17 protein-coding genes are annotated in these 17,493 nt (G+C 41.8%); 9 read left to right on the top strand and 8 right to left on the bottom strand.

Annotated features, from left to right (window positions below):
- The 3 genes from PHEP_RS00915 to PHEP_RS00905 all read left to right on the top strand — a co-directional run bounded on the left by PHEP_RS00915 (nucleotide 1) and on the right by PHEP_RS00905 (nucleotide 3,025).
- Complete coding sequence (locus tag PHEP_RS00915; protein ID WP_012780362.1) at nucleotides 1-1,473, top strand: DUF5687 family protein; 1,473 nt, start codon at nucleotides 1-3, stop codon at nucleotides 1,471-1,473.
- 7 nt (nucleotides 1,474-1,480) lie between these two features.
- Nucleotides 1,481-2,179 carry an ABC transporter ATP-binding protein gene (locus PHEP_RS00910; RefSeq protein WP_012780361.1) on the top strand — a complete coding sequence of 233 codons (699 nt, stop codon included), beginning with the start codon at nucleotides 1,481-1,483 and terminating at the stop codon, nucleotides 2,177-2,179.
- Nucleotides 2,180-2,344: 165 nt separating this feature from the next.
- The gene (locus PHEP_RS00905) at nucleotides 2,345-3,025 is read left to right on the top strand and encodes a YiaD family glycine zipper/OmpA-like lipoprotein (RefSeq protein ID WP_081436868.1); all 681 of its coding nucleotides are present in this window, start codon (nucleotides 2,345-2,347) and stop codon (nucleotides 3,023-3,025) included.
- A gap of 81 nt (nucleotides 3,026-3,106) precedes the next feature.
- On the opposite strand, the gene PHEP_RS00900 is transcribed toward PHEP_RS00905, so the two are convergent.
- On the bottom strand, nucleotides 3,107-3,448 hold the full coding sequence (locus PHEP_RS00900; RefSeq protein ID WP_012780359.1) for a hypothetical protein: 342 nt from the start codon (nucleotides 3,446-3,448) through the stop codon (nucleotides 3,107-3,109).
- 79 nt (nucleotides 3,449-3,527) lie between these two features.
- Between PHEP_RS00900 and PHEP_RS00895 the strand changes: the two genes are divergently transcribed.
- Both PHEP_RS00895 and PHEP_RS00890 read left to right on the top strand, forming a co-directional pair.
- Nucleotides 3,528-4,541 (top strand): Gfo/Idh/MocA family oxidoreductase, encoded by a 1,014-nt coding sequence (locus tag PHEP_RS00895; protein ID WP_012780358.1) that lies wholly within the window; start codon nucleotides 3,528-3,530, stop codon nucleotides 4,539-4,541.
- Nucleotides 4,542-4,543: 2 nt separating this feature from the next.
- The gene (locus tag PHEP_RS00890) at nucleotides 4,544-5,326 is read left to right on the top strand and encodes a M90 family metallopeptidase (protein ID WP_012780357.1); all 783 of its coding nucleotides are present in this window, start codon (nucleotides 4,544-4,546) and stop codon (nucleotides 5,324-5,326) included.
- Here PHEP_RS00890 and PHEP_RS00885 read toward each other — a convergent pair whose 3' ends face one another.
- The 3 genes from PHEP_RS00885 to PHEP_RS00875 all read right to left on the bottom strand — a co-directional run bounded on the left by PHEP_RS00885 (nucleotide 5,327) and on the right by PHEP_RS00875 (nucleotide 9,244).
- A complete protein-coding gene (locus PHEP_RS00885) occupies nucleotides 5,327-6,316 on the bottom strand; it encodes an alpha/beta fold hydrolase (RefSeq protein ID WP_012780356.1) in 990 nt (329 codons plus the stop codon). It lies immediately after the preceding gene.
- Between the two features lie 135 nt (nucleotides 6,317-6,451).
- On the bottom strand, nucleotides 6,452-8,743 hold the full coding sequence (locus PHEP_RS00880; protein WP_012780355.1) for a TonB-dependent receptor: 2,292 nt from the start codon (nucleotides 8,741-8,743) through the stop codon (nucleotides 6,452-6,454).
- A 162-nt stretch (nucleotides 8,744-8,905) separates the two neighbouring features.
- The gene (locus PHEP_RS00875; RefSeq protein WP_143715677.1) at nucleotides 8,906-9,244 is read right to left on the bottom strand and encodes a hypothetical protein; all 339 of its coding nucleotides are present in this window, start codon (nucleotides 9,242-9,244) and stop codon (nucleotides 8,906-8,908) included.
- Nucleotides 9,245-9,458: 214 nt separating this feature from the next.
- Between PHEP_RS00875 and PHEP_RS00870 the strand changes: the two genes are divergently transcribed.
- Nucleotides 9,459-9,851 (top strand): response regulator transcription factor, encoded by a 393-nt coding sequence (locus tag PHEP_RS00870; protein ID WP_012780353.1) that lies wholly within the window; start codon nucleotides 9,459-9,461, stop codon nucleotides 9,849-9,851.
- A gap of 15 nt (nucleotides 9,852-9,866) precedes the next feature.
- Here PHEP_RS00870 and hisS read toward each other — a convergent pair whose 3' ends face one another.
- From hisS to pdhA, 3 genes are all read right to left on the bottom strand, one after another.
- Nucleotides 9,867-11,255 (bottom strand): histidine--tRNA ligase, encoded by a 1,389-nt coding sequence (gene hisS, locus PHEP_RS00865; RefSeq protein WP_012780352.1) that lies wholly within the window; start codon nucleotides 11,253-11,255, stop codon nucleotides 9,867-9,869.
- Between the two features lie 86 nt (nucleotides 11,256-11,341).
- Entirely contained in the window at nucleotides 11,342-12,997 is a 1,656-nt protein-coding gene (locus PHEP_RS00860) for a pyruvate dehydrogenase complex dihydrolipoamide acetyltransferase (RefSeq protein WP_012780351.1), read from the bottom strand.
- Nucleotides 12,998-13,028: 31 nt separating this feature from the next.
- Nucleotides 13,029-14,024, bottom strand: a complete 996-nt coding sequence (gene pdhA, locus PHEP_RS00855; protein ID WP_012780350.1) for a pyruvate dehydrogenase (acetyl-transferring) E1 component subunit alpha — start codon at nucleotides 14,022-14,024, stop codon at nucleotides 13,029-13,031.
- 391 nt (nucleotides 14,025-14,415) lie between these two features.
- Between pdhA and PHEP_RS00850 the strand changes: the two genes are divergently transcribed.
- Together PHEP_RS00850 and PHEP_RS00845 are read left to right on the top strand one after the other, a co-directional pair.
- Nucleotides 14,416-14,970, top strand: a complete 555-nt coding sequence (locus PHEP_RS00850) for a C40 family peptidase (protein ID WP_012780349.1) — start codon at nucleotides 14,416-14,418, stop codon at nucleotides 14,968-14,970.
- Between the two features lie 105 nt (nucleotides 14,971-15,075).
- Nucleotides 15,076-16,185, top strand: coding sequence for a CapA family protein (locus tag PHEP_RS00845; protein WP_012780348.1), 1,110 nt, complete (start codon nucleotides 15,076-15,078; stop codon nucleotides 16,183-16,185).
- Here PHEP_RS00845 and PHEP_RS00840 read toward each other — a convergent pair.
- A complete protein-coding gene (locus PHEP_RS00840) occupies nucleotides 16,182-16,367 on the bottom strand; it encodes a hypothetical protein (protein ID WP_012780347.1) in 186 nt (61 codons plus the stop codon). The two genes, PHEP_RS00845 and PHEP_RS00840, sit on opposite strands and share 4 nt — an antisense overlap.
- Nucleotides 16,368-16,505: 138 nt before the next feature.
- Here PHEP_RS00840 and PHEP_RS00835 point away from each other — a divergent pair, with 138 nt between their 5' ends.
- On the top strand, nucleotides 16,506-17,444 hold the full coding sequence (locus PHEP_RS00835; RefSeq protein WP_012780346.1) for an SPFH domain-containing protein: 939 nt from the start codon (nucleotides 16,506-16,508) through the stop codon (nucleotides 17,442-17,444).
- Nucleotides 17,445-17,493: the final 49 nt, after the last annotated feature.

The following is a 17,493-nucleotide window of genomic DNA, read 5'->3' as shown; positions in this document are numbered from 1 at the left end:
ATGCTGACTACCTTTTTAAATCACCAGTGGAAGGCTTTCTGGCGCTCCAGAAACCGTAAAGGCAGCCTGGCAACACAAATTGTACTCATCTTTTTTATCCTTTATTTTCTGGCCGTAGCTGTAGGTTTAGGTTTCGGAATGGCTCATTTTCTGCTGCAGCTATTCCCACACCAGGACATCATCAAAAGCTTTAACGGAATAATTTTATACTACTTTGCTTTTGATCTTGTCATGCGTTTTCAGTTACAGGAACTGCCAACACTCAGTGTCATCCCCTATCTGCACCTTAAAATTCCCAAAAACAAAATTATCGGCTTTTTAAACATTAAGGCCCTGTTTTCGGCCTTCAACCTATGGCCTTTCCTCTTGTTCCTGCCTTTCTGCTTTACAAAAATATCAGCTCAGTATGGGGGTTTTGTAACCCTCATGTATCTGGTTTCCATACTTTCAATTGCGGTGTTTAACAATTATTTTGTGCTGTATATTAAACGGAAATCCATCACTAACTTATTTTACACCATTGCAGGATTGTTAATCATTGCAGGTTTCGCCGTACTTGAGTACTATAAAGTGATCTCTATCATGAAGGGCTCTGATGCCGTATTCAGGATAATTGTCGGCCAACCCCTTAGCGCCCTGGTTTTCAGCATCGCCGCCATCCTGATATTTAAGATGAACAGCCACTATCTGGGCCGCAATTTATATGTAGAAGAACTGGGTAGTGACAATGAGAAAAAAGTAAGTACAGATTATCCTTTTTTAAACCGTTTTGGCAGGACAGGAGAACTTGCTGCTTTAGAACTGAAACTGATTTTACGACATAAGCGCTCCCGTGTATCCTTTTTTATGGGTTTCCTTTTTCTGCTGTACGGGTTTCTCTTTTATAAGCAGGAGGTGATTGCAGCAAATGCCTTTGGACAGATGATGTTTGGTGCCATATTTATGACGGGCATTTCTATCCTCATGTACGGACAGTTTATGTTTGCCTGGCAAAGTGCGCATTTTGATGGCTTACTAAGTAATAAGGTCAATTTTAGAGATTTTATAAAGGCTAAATTTTTACTCTTTACTATAGCCTGCACCCTGATTACATTACTGGCCAGTTTTTATGGTTTTCTGAGCCCAAAATTATTATTGCTGCATTTAACTGCCTATCTGTACAATGTAGGCTTCGGAACTGTAATGGTACTTTACCTGGCCAATTTCAATTATAAAAGGATAGACATTAACAAAAGCGCCACCTTTAATTATCAGGGCATAAGTGCCAATCAATGGCTGCTGATGTTTCCTTATGCCTTAACCCCCATTTTAATTTACTTGCCTTTTGGCCTGCTGGGCAAACCCTATCTGGGCTTAATCCTGGTTTCGGCGTTCGGCTTAATGATGATTTTAATGCGTGGTTACTGGGTTAATTTCATCACCAGAAAATTTGAACAGCAAAGGTATAAGATAGCCGAAGGATTTAGAGCATAGCATAATTATGATTTTAGAGATAAAGGATTTAAAAAAGGTTTACGACGGCACAACGGTTGTAAACATTACGCATTTGCAGATTGGACAGGGGGAAACAATAGGACTGGTAGGGAACAATGGTGCCGGCAAAACCACATTGTTCAGGATGATATTGGACCTGATCCGTCCGACTGCCGGATCAGTCTTGTCCAAAGGGGAAAACGTAATGCAAAGCGATGCCTGGAAAAACTATACCGCTTCTTTTCTGGACGAGGGCTTTTTGATCGATTACCTGACACCTGAGGAATACTTCGTGTTCATTGGAAGCCTGCACAACCTGACTGCCGCACATGTATATGAGTACCTGCAGCGGTATGAAGAATTTTTTAACGGAGAAATCCTGAATAAGGGCAAGTACATCAGGGATTTTTCCAAAGGGAACCAAAATAAGGTGGGCATTGCCGCTGCGCTGATGCAAAACCCCGAATTGCTGGTTCTTGATGAACCTTTTGCCAATCTGGACCCAACCACTCAGATCAGGCTTAAAACCCTGATCAAATCACTCAAACAACAACATCAGATCAGCACCCTGATTTCCAGCCATGACCTGAATCATGTGACCGATGTATGTGACAGGATCATCCTTTTGGAAAAAGGTCTGGTCATTAAAGACTTCAATAAGGATGAAAACACCTTAAAAGCATTGGAAGCCTACTTCTCCGAATAAATTTATTGTATAGAATTATAGTCACACTACCATGACCCTCGTCCGTCTCCACCTTTGGTAAGGATATTTTATACAGCATTTGAGGATATCGTCAATAAAATCAGGAAACATAAAAACTTGGCATTAGGTTTGATTTATCTTCGTCCTAAACAAATGATAGTAATTATGATGACTTCAAAATTTAAAATAGCAACATTTAGTATAGCATTAGCCCTTGGTGCCATGGCATTTCAAGGTTGCGATAGTTTAACAAAAACACAAAAAGGAGCAGGTATTGGTGCCGCTGCCGGTGGTGTACTTGGCGCAATCATTGGTAAAAAAGCTGGCAACACTGCAGTAGGTGCTATTATTGGTGCTGCTGTTGGTGGTACAGCTGGTGGGTTTATCGGTAAAAGAATGGATAAACAGGCTGCTGAAATACAAAATGCCATCCCCAATGCAGAAGTAATCCGCGAAGGTGAAGGTATCATTGTTAAATTTGACAGTGGTATTTTATTTGGTTTTGACAAATCTGATTTAACAGCACAAGCTAAAACAAATATCAAATCTCTAGCCGGGTCATTAAATCAGTATCCGGGAACAGATATTAAAGTAATTGGACATACTGATAATAAAGGTACTGAGGCATATAACATGGGCTTATCTGAAAGAAGAGCAGCAGCAGTTAAAGCCTATGCAGTATCACAGGGTGTTCCGTCATCCCGCTTGATCACCATCGGGAAAGGTTTTTCTGAACCAATTGAAGACAATTCAACTGAAGCCGGAAGGGCTGCTAACCGTAGGGTTGAAGTGGTGATTGTTGCGAACGATCAGTTGAAAAAAGAAGCTCAGCAACAAGGAAAATAATTCAGCACATTTACATCTACCTATAAAAGCGAAAACCCGTTGTACAATGTACTTCGGGTTTTTTAGATTTTATGAGATAGATCAATAGATTTCTTCAAAGTAATGTATGGCCAGTGATTTCAGCAGCAGTTCCTGCTCCATCATGGCAAAAGAAGGAACCGGCTTAACCAGTTTCCAATGTGGCCAGCCATCCTGATCCAATCCTTCCAGCTCATAAAATCCCATTTCGCTTAATAAGCGACAGGTAGCAATGTGCATCAGCTCTTCTTTCTGACGTTTGCTGTATTTGCCAGGTCCTTTTCCAAGCTCCTGTACGCCTATCAAAAACAGGACGACCTTTAAATCAGGTTCATCAGCGTCAAACTCTTCCGCTATTTTCTGTTGCAAAATTTTCCATTTTGCATATGTTTCTGATGGTTTCATAACACAAAGATACAATTAGCAGTACAGCTTATGCGAATAAATGAATGCCAATTGAATCCTTATTGCTAATTTTATCCCTATGGAAAAAGCAATTGTAACAGGCTTACTGGCCTTTGGTATGTCGGGTAAAGTATTTCATGCACCATTTATTGATGGGCATCCTGGTTTTAAATTTCATGCAGTCCTGGAACGCAACCAAAAAAAAGCCGCAGCAGATTATCCCGGTGTAAAAAGCTATGCTACTTTTGAAGAGCTGATCGCGGATCAGGAAATAGAACTGGTCATTGTAAACACACCCAATTTTACACATGCAGATTATACACGCAAGTGTCTCCAGGCCGGAAAACATGTACTTGTAGAAAAGCCCTTTACAGCGACTTCAGCAGAAGCAAAAGAACTATTTGAACTGGCCAGAACCCTGGGCAGGAAAATATTTGTTTACCATAACCGGAGGTGGGACAGCGACTGCACAGCTATACAAAAGGTGGTAGAAAGCGGACAGCTGGGCCAGCTCAATGAGGTTCATTACCGCTACGATCGTTACAGAAGTGCCATAGGGCCAAAAACTTTTAAGGAAGAACCACATCCCGCGAGTGGACTAGTGTATGATCTTGGACCCCATTTGCTGGATCAGGCCATTAGCCTGTTTGGCAAGCCCCTGTCTTTTAATAAGGTTCTTGGCAAACACCGCAAAAACACCCAGGTAGATGATTATTTTATGATCCATCTGACTTATCCGAACGACCTTAATGTATTTCTGACTGCCAGTTTACTGGTTGCAGATCCGCAGAAAGCCTTCGTGTTGCATGGTGCTAAAGGATCTTATGTAAAAGGCCGTTCAGATGTTCAGGAAGAACAGCTGCTGAAAGGAATGAAAATAAGCAACCCTGCTTTTGGTATAGAAAGTCCGGATAGTAAAGGCCGCTTAACCATCATGGATGAGCAGGGCAAGCCCCATGTGAGTTATATCGATTCTGATAACGGCAATTATATGGGCCTCTTTGAGGCCGTATACCAATCACTGATCAACGATAAGGCATATCCAATAACTGAAGAGCAGATCATCACACAGCTGGAGATACTGGAGGCCTAGGCATGGATACGATATTATTTATCCTGATCCCTTTACTGATCATCGTTTTATATTTTATTTTAAGGGGCAATTCAAAAGCCGGAAAAGCTCCTGCTGCGCTTAGTGCAACCGATCGCAGTCTGCTTTTAGCACATGTCCATTTTTACCGGCAATTACAGCCAGCCGAAAAGTTCATTTTTGAAAATAAGGTCGCCACCTTTTTAAGTGATATAAGGCTGGAGGGCGTTGGTGTGAATGTTGACCAGGTTGACAGGCTGTTGGTAGCCTCGAGCGCCGTAATACCGGTATTTGGATTTCCAGACTGGAAATATAAAAACCTGAGCAGTGTATTGTTATATCCGGATACCTTTAATAAGGATTTTCAATTTGAGGGAGGAGAAAGAAATATTTTAGGTATGGTAGGAGAAGGCTACATGAACGGACAGATGATTTTGTCTAAATCGGCTTTGTTACGGGGATTTTCCAATCCAGAAGATAAAGAAAATACGGCCATACATGAGTTTGTGCATCTGCTGGACAAATCAGATGGTGCAACAGACGGAGTTCCCGAAAACTTAATGCGGCATGAATATACCCTGCCCTGGTTAAAAATGATCCATCAGGAAATGCAGCAAATAGAAAAGGGCAGGTCAGATATCAATCCTTATGCCCTTACCAATGAAGCTGAATTTTTTGCAGTTGTATCAGAATATTTCTTTGAAAAGCCTAAACAGTTAAGGGACAAACACCCCGGACTGTATGCCCTGCTGATGGAAACTTTTTCGCAGGACCCTGCAAAGAGATAGCTATAAACTGCCCAGCAGGGCTACAGTAAACTCAGTAGGGATTTCTATATGTGGGATATGGCCGCAACCGTCAAATTCAATAATTTTGGCACCCGGAATTTTAGCTGCAGTTTGTTTGCCCAAAAACCTGTATTGTCCGTATAAAGCCTGTTGATCCGGACTAAGCAGCCCTTTGCCTACTATAGTTCTATCTTCTTTACCAATAAACAGCACGGTGGGTACCTTTATATTGATAAACTCATATACCACTGGCTGCTCATAGATCATCGTAAACGTCATGGCCGCAACTTTTGCCCAGCGTGGAAAATCTGCACTATACGTAACACCACCGGCTATACGTACCAGTTCTTCATATTCCGGTTTCCACAAGGTAAAATAAGAACTCTGATAATACTTGCGAACGCTTTCAGCCGTAGTTTTCAGCTCCGATTTATATTGTTCCTCCGTAGTCACATACGGTATAAACCTACGATAATCTTCTAATCCTATCGGGTTTTCGAGGAGCAGCTTTTCGGTTTGTTCAGGATACATCAGCGCAAAACGAGTGGCCAGCATGCCTCCCATGGAATGTCCCAGGATACTTGCCTTCTGAATGCCCAACGCATCCAGCAATGCCTTGTTCCAGGCGGCCATCTGATGGAAACTGTAATGTATAAAGGGTTTGGACGATTTACCAAAACCGATCTGGTCTGGCACAACCACCCTGAAGCCCCTGCTGGTCAGCGATTTTATAACTTCCGTCCAGTAATATCCTCCAAAGTTCTTACCATGAAAAAGCATTACAGTACGTCCATTGGCCAGCTGGGTTGGAGCAATATCCATATAAGCCATGCGTACATCCTGTCCTTCTGTTGTTATCGGAAAATATTTTACAGGATAGGCGTATTTGACATTTTCCAAAGTGATGGATAAAGTGTCCGTTTTTTGTGCCAATGCCGTTAAGGCTGTGCAGCAAAGTATAAAAATGGGCAATGCTATTTTTTTTAACATAATAGGTTTCTGAAAATAATCAAAGATAGTGATTTCTAAACTTAAGCATTATTTACAAAACCCCATTACCCCTGGCTTAAAAATTACAGTCTAAACCATGTAGATGGTTTAGACTGCATGGAAAAAGTTTAATGCTTATAAAAATGGCACACTGATACCAAAAGTGACATTACGCCCCGGGTTGTAAATATTGGCGATTTTATACCTGCTCAAATGATTGTAATATTCTTTATTTAACAGGTTCTGTCCGGTTACCCAAAGGTTAAGTTTACCTCTGGCAGTTTTGATACTGGTTCCTAACCCCGCATCAAGCAGTGTATAACCATTGGTCTGGGTTTCAAAACTATCAAAACGGGCCTGTTTAAAGGTATTGGTTAGGCCAACCTTAATATAGCTATCAGCAAGACCTTTAATGTTCGGTTCAATACGGATTTCGTTGTTGATGCTGGCAGCAGGAATAAAGGGCAGGGCAGTATCAGTAGCCCGGTTTACACCCCTGGTATAAGAAAAGGAGTTTTCAAAATGCAGCGACTTTACGAGGTGAAAATCCACTGAAGCCTCTCCACCTACCAAATCAGCGTTCGTTTGTACGTAACGGTAAACCGGCAATGTTTCTATGCTGCCATTATTGTCGAAAGGAATGGTTTCATCATTAAAATTACCCGGATAGATATAGTTGAATATGCGGTTGGCGTAAGCATTTAATCCAAATGTCACACTCTCCGCATTATACTCCAGGCCAAGATCAAATTGTACACTGGTTTCCTGTTTTAATTTACTATTGCCTATTTCATACCTGAAGGTACCCTCATGCCGGCCATTGGCCCCAAGTTCTGCAATGTTTGGCGCCCTGAAACCAGAACCTGCATTGCCTTTAAGCACCAGGTTTTTAGCAATTTCATAAGCGAAGCCAAGGGATCCTGATACATTTGAAAATTCATTACTGAAACCACCAAAAACCTCCTCCCCGTTAAAATTCAAATCTTTTCCATCCACTTTTTTATAGTCATATCTTGCCCCGATATTAATGGCCCCCTTATCAAAGTTCCGCTTCAGGTACACAAAAGCACCAATGTTATTGCTATTATAGTCAGGGATAAGAAACTCGTCACCATGGTTAACATTGTCCTGATACATCCCCTGGACACCAAATGCGGGCTCCCATTTCCCAAGGTTGGGAAAGTAATACTTAATATCATAAGTATACGATTTAAGGTCCAGGTTCAATCCAGGCTCCTGTATACTTTCTTCAAACTCTTTTCTGATGTTTTGCTGAAAGGCAAAAACGGTTTTAAGCTGCCCTTTTCCAAGAATAAAATTGCTGTTTAAGGCTGCCCGGTAGTGATTAATGTTTTGAAAAGGCAGACCCAGCCTTCTTTCTTTTGCTTCGTCGGCTGAGATGACTTCCCCATCCTCATTTAAATAATTTCCATGGTCATCTGGCCCGTTTTCTACCAGTCCGATATTGGTATGAAAGCGTGAAAAGGTTAAATGGGAATAACCCCAGCTTTTGTTTAGCCCCAGCATCCCGTTAAAGTTAAGTTCATTAAAGCCGGAATTGGGTACAGTTGCCCCCTTATAGCCAAAACCATAGGCATTTTTATAAGACGCACGGCCGCGGTATACGAAACCATTTTCATTGCCCTGAAGCATCAGGGATGAGGCACTAAGACCATTATTGGTGCTGTACGCCGAAGTAAACTCGCCATTGCGCACACCGGGTGCCGGCACAAGGTCATCAATTACGTTGATTACACCCCCTAAGGCATCAGAACCATATAACAAACTTGCTGGGCCTTTTAAAATCTCAATCCTTGCCGCCGAAAACTGGTCTACCTCAATACCGTGCTCATCCCCCCATTGCTGGGCTTCTTCTCTTGCACCATCCACCATGGTCAGTACGCGGTTATAGCCCAGTCCACGGATGACAGGCTTGGATATTGCCCCTCCCGTACTTACCTGCGAAACCCCTGGTATTCTGGCAATCGCATCTACAAGATTGGTACCTCCTGACTGCGCCAGCTTGTTCTTACCTACCGAAACCACCGATAAGCTGTTGGTCTTGTTATTTGAACTAAATGGGGACCCGGTGATCACTACCTCGGCACTTTCTATGATAGAAGGAGATAATGAGATGGTCAGCTCCTTTTGACTCCCCAGGTCAATCACAGCAGCATAGGTTTTGTAACCTACAAATCGTGCTTCCAGCAAGAACCGCCCCTTTGCAGGGATGTTCTTTAATACAAATTCGCCCTGGGCATTGGTAGTCGTAATGGCTTTAAGGTCGGTAATATAAATGGTTGCTCCTGCAAGTGGGGCCTGGTTAGCCGCATCAAGCACCTTCCCTTTAAATTGGGCAAGTTCTGCAGCAAAGCCTGCAGCTGGTATAAATAAATATAGGAATAGCAAAAGATATACTCTTTTCATTGGAATATAATTTTTTATGGTGTGACGGAAAACAATGACCTTATCCTGAACCGATAAAGGTTATTATTAACCATTAAAAATTGTTGATACGATTGGCACAGGCAAATGAATGCTGCCCATTATGTTGAATCACAAAACAGATAAACACCTGTTTTGGTAAATTTAGGCCAGAGGAGGCCCGCGAAGCGACTGCCCTATCAATTCGGTGTAAAAGCCACCGGCTGTTACAAAGTACTGGGCTACCGCTTTATTAACAAGGTATACCTGAAAATACTGCTGTGTTGTGGTATAATTTTTTTCGAAATGGGCTGCACAGATCAGACACTCTTCTTTATGACTGCCAATATGTATTTTATGTGTGCAGGTTTTTTCGTGGGGAACACACTGAGGTTCATCGTCGTGGTGGTTGTGGAATACGCTAAAGGGCGTAAGTGCAATGGCAAAAACCCACAGCAGCAATACCGACAATATCCGATGAATATGTAAATGTTTTTTTCTCAAGTCAGGCAAAACTACTGAATTCCGGAAGATAACAAAACCAATATGATACCGCCTGCACAAAGCTCATCTTAATATTACAAACCTATGATTAAAGAATCCTGGCTTATAGATAGCGTGATCATAAAAATTATTGGATATTTTTGTTTACAAAAAGCAAATAATACATAAACAAATCAATCTATTGGTATATTTGTAAATCAAAAAACTGCCCGCTTTGAAAAAAAAAACAGTAACATATAAAAAAATTCTTGTGATTGAAGACAATCATGCCATACTAGATGTCATTACATTAATCCTTCAAAGCGAGTCCTATAAAGTAAATGGATTAAATAAGAGCGTGGATATGATGATGCACATCAACGAGTCGAGGCCAGACCTGATCATTTTAGACATTATGTTACCGGATGGTGATGGCAGGACTTTATTAAAAGAGATCAGGACCAACCCTGCCACTGAGAACATACCAGTGCTGATGATTTCTGCAAAATATACCGCCCAGAACATCCAGCATGGTGAATACAAACCCAATGGCTTTTTACCAAAACCTTTTGACATAGATGATCTCCTGGACAGGATTGAAGGGATACTTGCCGGAAAAACCTATTAAACCGTTAAATAAGTACTAATCCTTTTTCAGCAATTCGACAATGGATTCGGCCGTCAGTTTTTGCTGCTGTCCGCTCTGCATATCTTTCAGTGTCAGCATCCCGCTTTCCATTTCATCACTGCCGATCAGCATCACATAGGGAATATGCTTATCATCGGCATAGCTCATTTGTTTTTTAAGCTTAGCTGAAGAAGGATAAAGTTCGGCAGCAATATTTGCGCTGCGCAATTGCTGTAAGACCGGCAGTGCATACTCTTCCGCTTCCTTATCAAAATTACTGATCAGCACTTTTGTACCTGCAACGGTCGATTCAGGAAAAAGATTGAGTTCCTGTAATACATCATAAATCCTGTCGGCACCAAATGAAACCCCAACACCGGTCAAACCTTTTAAACCAAACATACCGGTAAGGTCATCATACCTGCCACCGCCACCTATACTACCCATAGCCACCTCATTGGTTTTCACTTCAAAAATACAACCGGTATAATAATTTAACCCCCGGGCAAGGGTAATGTCCAGTTCAACATCAGGCTTTATGGCAGGTTCAGCTTTAAGCATACTGTTTACATAATCAAAAACAGTTTCTATCTCTTCAATGCCCTTAAGTCCGGCTGCCGATGCAGACAATACCTTTTTCAGGCTTTCCAGTTTCTCTGTATTGCTACCCTGCAATAAAATAACCGGTTTTAACCTTTCTATGTCTGCATCGGTAAAACCACGTTCCAGCAGTTCTTTAACCACACCGTCAAGCCCTATTTTATCCAGCTTATCTATGGCTACCGTCATGTCAATAATGAGCTCCGGCTTACCTACAACTTCAGCAATCCCCGACAATATTTTACGGTTGTTGATCTTTATGGTAAAGTTTTTTAAACCCAGACCGGTCAGTGCTTCCTGGTAAATCAATATAAATTCTGCTTCGTTTAATAAACTATCAGAACCTACAACATCCACATCGCACTGATAGAATTCTCTGTACCGTCCTTTCTGTGGCCTGTCGGCACGCCATACCGGCTGCACCTGGAACCGCTTAAAGGGCAGGGATATATCGTTCTGGTGCATGACCACATACCGCGCAAAAGGTACCGTAAGGTCATACCTCAGGGCCTTCTCACTGATGGATGGAAGTATGGCATTTGAATTGGCATTGGTTAGCAAATCGGGCTTCACTTTTGCCAGATAATCTCCGCTGTTCAGGATCTTAAATATCAGCTTATCACCCTCATCCCCATACTTACCAGTTAAGGTAGAAAGGTTTTCCATTGAGGGGGTTTGTATCTCAGCATAGCCATATTTCTTAAAAACAGTTTTAACTGTATCAAAAATAAAGTTGCGCTTAACCATTTCCTGAGGAGAAAAATCTCTGGTTCCTTTTGCTAAAGAGGGTTTGATATTCGACATGAGCGCAAAAGTACAAAACAAACGGGCATAAAAAAAGGTTGTCTGCACTATGGGCAGACAACCTTCTTATTATTTTCGGGTCTGGCTTAAACCAATAATCTTATTGGCTCTTCCAGCAAGCCTTTAAGCGTTTGCAGGAACGCGGCACCTGTAGCCCCATCAACCACACGGTGATCGCAGCCTAAACTTAGCTTCATGATGTTACCAGGAACAACCGCTCCGTTTTTAACCACAGGTACCTGCTGTATAGCACCTACAGATAGGATCGCACCATCCGGAGAGTTAATGATTGATGTAAATTCATCAATACCAAACATACCCAGGTTAGAAACGGTAAAGGTAGAACCTTCCCAGTCTGACGGTTGTAGTTTTTTAGCTTTTGCTTTCTGCCCATATGCCTTAACCTCAGCAGAGATATGAGACAACGATTTGCCATCAGCAAAACGAACTACAGGAACCAGTAAACCATCTTCTACAGCCATGGCCACACCAATGTTCGTATGCTCATTGAAACGGATCTTATCTCCGCCCCATGAAGAGTTAACGGCAGGATGTTGTTTCAATGCAACGGCAACTGCTTTAATGACAATGTCATTGAAAGAAATCTTCACGGGAGCCACCGCATTGATTGCAGTACGGGCTGATATGGCATTGTCCATATCAATACTGATGTTCAGGTAAAAATGAGGGGCAGTAAACAGGCTTTCTGCCAAACGTTTGGCAATCACCTTACGCATTTGCGAGACTGGTTTCTCTGTATATTTTTCTTCACCTACATATTGAGGAATAACCGGTGCGGCTTTCTCTGCAGCCGGAGCTGATGAAGATGCTGTATTTGCCGGGGCTGCCGCAGGTTTAAAGTTTTCTATATCTTTTTTAATGATCCTGCCACCATCAGCACTACCTGCAACCTGGGCCAGATCAATACCTTTATCTTTGGCAATCCGTTTAGCCAGCGGCGATGCTTTTAAACGTTCTCCACTACCAGAGGCTACAGGAGTCTCTTCTTTTACTTCAGCAACAGCTTTTTCTGCAACAGGCGCATCAGATTTTGCATCTGCGGCAGGTTTGGCAGGCGCATCGCCCTGGCTCAGGATTCCACTAATGTCAGTTCCTTCCGGGCCAACAATGGCAATAATACCATTTACTTTGGCAGCCTGTCCTTTTTCTACACCAATATGCAATAAAGTTCCGGTAGCATAACCCATCACTTCCATAGTGGCCTTATCGGTCTCTACATCAGCAAGGATATCATCGTCTTTTACTTTATCACCTACTTTTTTATGCCATTCAGCAATCACGCCTTCAGTCATGGTATCACTTAATAAAGGCATGCGGATAACGGTAACCCCTTTTGCAGTAAGCTCAGCTTCCGATAACCCAGCTGTTGTACCAGAACCATCTTCAGCAGGTTTTTCTGATGATGGCTCAGCAGCTTTCTCCTCTTTGGCTGGTACTGGAGCAGCACCTTCTTCTGCTGCCAGTGCAGCTTTATAATCTTCGCCTTCCTTACCTACTACTGCAATAATGGCATCAACCGGAACAGCTTTTCCCTCTTCTACACCAATGTATAAAATGGTACCATCCCAGTATGATTCTAAATCCATAGTAGCCTTATCGGTTTCCACTTCGGCCATTACATCACCGCTTTTTACTTTATCGCCAACTTTTTTATGCCACTTAGCCATCACCCCTTCGGTCATGGTATCACTCATTTTGGGCATTCTAACTATTTCAGCCATACTAATAATATCTATTGAAATGCGTTCTTAATTAATCTTTTACGTATGGATAATCCTGCTGTACATAAACATCAGTATACAATTCTGATGCATCCGGCCATGGAGACTCTTCCGCGAATTTCACAGACTGGTCAACAATCTCTTTTACTTTATTTTCGATTTCTTCAATCCAGGCCTGGTCCGCATATTTCTCTTTCAGGATAACTTCTCTTACCGTTTCAATAGGATCTTTGGCTTTATACTCTTCCAATTCGTCTTTTGTACGGTATTTAGCCGGGTCAGACATAGAATGGCCACGGTATCTGTACGTTCTCATTTCCAGGAATGTAGGACCTTCACCAGCTCTTGCGCGCTGAATGGCTTCGTCCATTGCATTGTGAACCGCAACAGGATCCATACCATCAACCGGAGCACAAGGCATGTCAAAACCCAAACCTATTTTGTAAATATCAGTCATGTTTGTAGTACGCTCCACAGAAGTTCCCATTGCGTAAAAATTGTTTTCACAAACAAATACTACAGGAAGTTTCCAAAGCATGGCCATATTGAACGCTTCGTTTAAAGCACCCTGACGAACAGCCCCATCGCCCATATAGCAAATGTTTACATTATCAGTGCCTTTATATTTTTCAGCAAATGCAATCCCTGCACCCAGAGGAATCTGTCCACCAACAATTGCATGTCCGCCATAAAAATGATGTGCTTTGCTAAACATGTGCATAGAGCCCCCCTTACCTTTAGAGACACCGGTAGCTTTACCATACATTTCTGCCATAATGCTATCTGCACTTACGCCCAGGGCCAGTGCATGCGCATGGTCGCGGTAGGTAGTGATCATGGAGTCTCCTTGCTGCATCGCAGAAATAGCCCCGGCTACCACCGCTTCCTGACCGATGTATAAATGACAAAAACCACGGATTTTTTGTTGTCCATAAAGTTGACCGGTTTTTTCTTCGAACTTGCGCATCAGCAACATCGACTCAAACCACTTCAGATAGGTATCTTTATTTATTTCTACTGCACTCATTTGGGTATTGATTTTTTTACGAGAGCAAATCTACTTTTTTATTGCAATATATCGAAGTAATTGATGTAAAATGCACACTAAGCGTACAGAATTTACAGCGACAAACATTTAAGCTAACCCCGTCAATATTAGCACTTATACACATCTCAGCAAATTTAAAGCAAACATATTGTTCATAAACCATCATAAGTTGCACTTAAATCAGAACTCACCGAAACTTATATGGTACAAAAAAACACAGTACTATGCCAAAAATGTTAATAACTTTTGGAATTATATATATTACATTTGGATAACATTTGTAAAATACATAGTTTTGACATCCTAACAATAAGCCCTAGTGGTGTACGTTTAAGTGTAAGTGATTCATACCCAAACTTAACAGTATAACATGATAAAAAAGTTTCTGTTTTCTTCCCTCATTGGTTTGTGCAGTTTAACGGCTGTTAAAGCACAAACAAAAACAAAAGAGACCAATAAATTAGCAGATCCTGACAATTTAGCTTCCCAGTATTTTTCACAGGTTATGGGTGTTGCTGTAGACGCAACTTCTAATGTAAAACTGTATAAATTCATTTACGAATGGATTGGCACACCTTACAGATTTGGTGGAAATACACAGAAAGGAATAGACTGTTCGGCATTTACCAAAGCGATCTACGACAAAGTTTTCAACACTACCATATTGCGCAATTCAAGGGATATCTTTAGCATGGTTGATCCATTGCCGAAAGACGAACTGAAAGAGGGCGACCTGGTATTTTTTAAAATAAAAAGCAGGAGCATTACCCATATAGGGATCTACCTTGGCGACAATCGTTTTGCCCATGCCTCATCCAGCAGAGGGGTGGTCATCAGCAATTTGAATGAACCTTATTACTCAAGATATTTTTATAAAGGCGGCAGGATACTGGATGAAGTTAAAGAAGACCTGATCCAGGAATAACCTTTGCCCCCCAACATCAACAATACTGGTCCTTCTAAAATATTTTAGAAGGACTTTTTTATAACCCCGCATATTGCAGCCCGCAATAAACCCTACCAAAATTGAATGAAATTTCAAGTCATACCCCTGCTACTGCTAACCGCTACCATCGCCCTGCTCAGCTTAAGCTGCGCAAGCAATACCACAAGTGCTCCGCTTCATCAGGTTGCTATTGACACCCCTTTGATCCCGAAGAAAGATACCATATCAATTGTTGCTGTTGGCGATATCATGATTGGATCTGCATATCCCGATAAATCCGGATTACCCCCTGATGATGCAAAAACCAGCTTTAAAGCTGTAGACAGCCTGTTGCAAGGTGATATCATTTTTGGCAATCTGGAGGGCTGCCTGCTTGACAATGGTAAATCCACCAAATGCAAAGATCCGAACAGCAACAGCTGTTTTGCCTTCAGAATGCCAGAACGCTATGCTGGCATCATTAAAAATGCAGGATTTAACCTTTTAAGCATAGCAAACAACCATGTTGGGGATTTTGGTCTAAAGGGCAGGACACGTACCACTGCAATTTTAGATTCGCTGAACATCCATTATGCCGGCCTTCAGTCCCATCCTTCAAGCCTGTTTGAAAAAGACAGTGTAAAATATGCTTTTTGTGCCTTTGCGCCAAATGAAAACACAGTCTCTATTAACCAAACCGATAGCGCCAAACAATTGGTTGCCAGGTTAAAAGAGCAGGCTGATATTGTTATTGTTTCCTTTCATGGTGGCGCAGAGGGAGCCAGATTTGAACATGTACCCAAAAAAAAGGAGATATTTTATGGCGAGAACAGGGCTGACGTTTATGCTTTTGCACACGCTGTAATCGATGCCGGTGCAGATGTGGTGTTGGGCCATGGGCCTCATGTAACCCGTGCCGTTGAAGTTTACAAGAACAAATTTATTGCCTATAGCTTAGGCAACTTTTGTACTTATGGTATGTTTAGCCTTAAAGGGCCCAATGGCATGGCGCCGCTGTTACAACTTAAAATAAATGCGAATGGTGATTTTCTGTATGCAGATATTGTTTCGGTAAAACAGGACAAAATAAACCGTTTAACATTAGACCCTGCTCAGGGTGCTTTCAAAAAGATCAGATTCTTAACAAATACCGACTTTCCTGATCACAGTTTACTTTTTTCCGGATCAGGACATATCGGATTGAAGAAAAACTAGGACTCGTCCTTTGTATTTTTAACCAGGCCAATACCAGACACAAAAAAAATAATACCGATTATACCGGCAACTACCAGTTCACGGCTTTGTAAACTATGTTTCACAAAGCCCCAACCTGCATAAATAAGGCCAATTATACCCAATATGGTAAGGATTGTTCCAAAAGTCCGCTTAACATTCATAACGTTTAAAATTTAGTTCAGTTATTGTATGCAATATCTGTGCCCGCATATAGAATAATACCCCTATTGAACAATTAATCTTTAGATGGCCAGGAAATGTTCGTATCTTGAAGGATCTATTCACTATTAAACAATCTTATGGCTTATTCATTTTACATTTTTCTTTTCGTCGCAGTGGTTATCCTGCTCAGTTCTTTTGTTACGGTTAAACAGGGAACAATTGCAGTAATTACAATTTTTGGCAAATACAGGAGATTACTTAGTCCGGGCCTTAGTTTAAAAATTCCATTAATAGAAGCTATCCATTCCCGCATATCTATACAAAACAGGTCGGTCGAATTGTCCTTTCAGGCGGTTACACAGGACCAGGCCAATGTATATTTTAAGGCCATGCTGCTCTATTCTGTTATCAATCACGATGAAGAGACCATTAAAAACGTGGCCTTTAAATTCGTCGATTCAACCAATCTAATGCAGGCACTCATCCGCACCATAGAAGGTTCGATCAGGGCTTATGTAGCTACACAAAAGCAAGCCAATGTACTGGCGCAACGCAATGAGATTGTAGAACACGTGAAGCATCAGATTGATCAGGTACTGGAAACCTGGGGCTATCACCTGCAAGACCTGCAACTGAACGACATTACCTTCGACGAAGAGATCATGCGCTCTATGAGCCGGGTGGTTGCTTCTAATAATTTAAAAGCCGCCGCAGAGAATGAAGGGCAGGCTTTGCTGATCACCAAAACAAAAGGTGCAGAAGCAGACGGAAACGCCATTAAAATTGCTGCTGCCGCTGAACGTGAAGCCGCACAGTTACGTGGACAGGGTATTGCCTTATTCAGGGCCGAAGTTGCACATGGCATGACAAAAGCTGCGCAGGAAATGGAAGAGGCAAATCTTGATATTTCTGTAATCCTGTTTACCATGTGGACAGAATCCATTAAACAATTTGCAGAGAACAGTGAAGGCAACGTCATCTTCCTTGATGGCTCTACAGAAGGCATGAACCGTACTATGAAAGAAATGATGGCTATGCAGATGCAAAAAGAGACCCAAAACAAGTCAGGCAAATAAACCATAAGCCACATTAAAAAAGGGGATCCAGAATCTGGATCCCCTTTTT

Origin of the sequence: Pedobacter heparinus DSM 2366 (assembly GCF_000023825.1) — a bacterium.
Taxonomy (GTDB): Bacteria; Bacteroidota; Bacteroidia; order Sphingobacteriales; family Sphingobacteriaceae; genus Pedobacter; species Pedobacter heparinus.
The sequence above is the reverse complement of the archived record's forward strand: the minus strand, read 5'-3'. Positions and strand labels throughout refer to the sequence as shown.

What these genes read in the sequence shown, in the direction of transcription:
- PHEP_RS00845 (WP_012780348.1), top strand. Translation starts at nt 15,076, where the DNA reads ATGAAATTTCAAGTCATACCCCTGCTACTGCTAACCGCTACCATCGCC.
- PHEP_RS00895 (WP_012780358.1), top strand. Translation starts at nt 3,528, where the DNA reads ATGGAAAAAGCAATTGTAACAGGCTTACTGGCCTTTGGTATGTCGGGT.
- PHEP_RS00905 (WP_081436868.1), top strand. Translation starts at nt 2,345, where the DNA reads ATGATGACTTCAAAATTTAAAATAGCAACATTTAGTATAGCATTAGCC.
- PHEP_RS00900 (WP_012780359.1), bottom strand. Translation starts at nt 3,448, where the DNA reads ATGAAACCATCAGAAACATATGCAAAATGGAAAATTTTGCAACAGAAA.
- pdhA (WP_012780350.1), bottom strand. Translation starts at nt 14,024, where the DNA reads ATGAGTGCAGTAGAAATAAATAAAGATACCTATCTGAAGTGGTTTGAG.
- PHEP_RS00840 (WP_012780347.1), bottom strand. Translation starts at nt 16,367, where the DNA reads ATGAATGTTAAGCGGACTTTTGGAACAATCCTTACCATATTGGGTATA.
- hisS (WP_012780352.1), bottom strand. Translation starts at nt 11,255, where the DNA reads ATGTCGAATATCAAACCCTCTTTAGCAAAAGGAACCAGAGATTTTTCT.
- PHEP_RS00850 (WP_012780349.1), top strand. Translation starts at nt 14,416, where the DNA reads ATGATAAAAAAGTTTCTGTTTTCTTCCCTCATTGGTTTGTGCAGTTTA.
- PHEP_RS00915 (WP_012780362.1), top strand. Translation starts at nt 1, where the DNA reads ATGCTGACTACCTTTTTAAATCACCAGTGGAAGGCTTTCTGGCGCTCC.
- PHEP_RS00835 (WP_012780346.1), top strand. Translation starts at nt 16,506, where the DNA reads ATGGCTTATTCATTTTACATTTTTCTTTTCGTCGCAGTGGTTATCCTG.
- PHEP_RS00860 (WP_012780351.1), bottom strand. Translation starts at nt 12,997, where the DNA reads ATGGCTGAAATAGTTAGAATGCCCAAAATGAGTGATACCATGACCGAA.
- PHEP_RS00890 (WP_012780357.1), top strand. Translation starts at nt 4,544, where the DNA reads ATGGATACGATATTATTTATCCTGATCCCTTTACTGATCATCGTTTTA.
- PHEP_RS00880 (WP_012780355.1), bottom strand. Translation starts at nt 8,743, where the DNA reads ATGAAAAGAGTATATCTTTTGCTATTCCTATATTTATTTATACCAGCT.
- PHEP_RS00885 (WP_012780356.1), bottom strand. Translation starts at nt 6,316, where the DNA reads ATGTTAAAAAAAATAGCATTGCCCATTTTTATACTTTGCTGCACAGCC.
- PHEP_RS00910 (WP_012780361.1), top strand. Translation starts at nt 1,481, where the DNA reads ATGATTTTAGAGATAAAGGATTTAAAAAAGGTTTACGACGGCACAACG.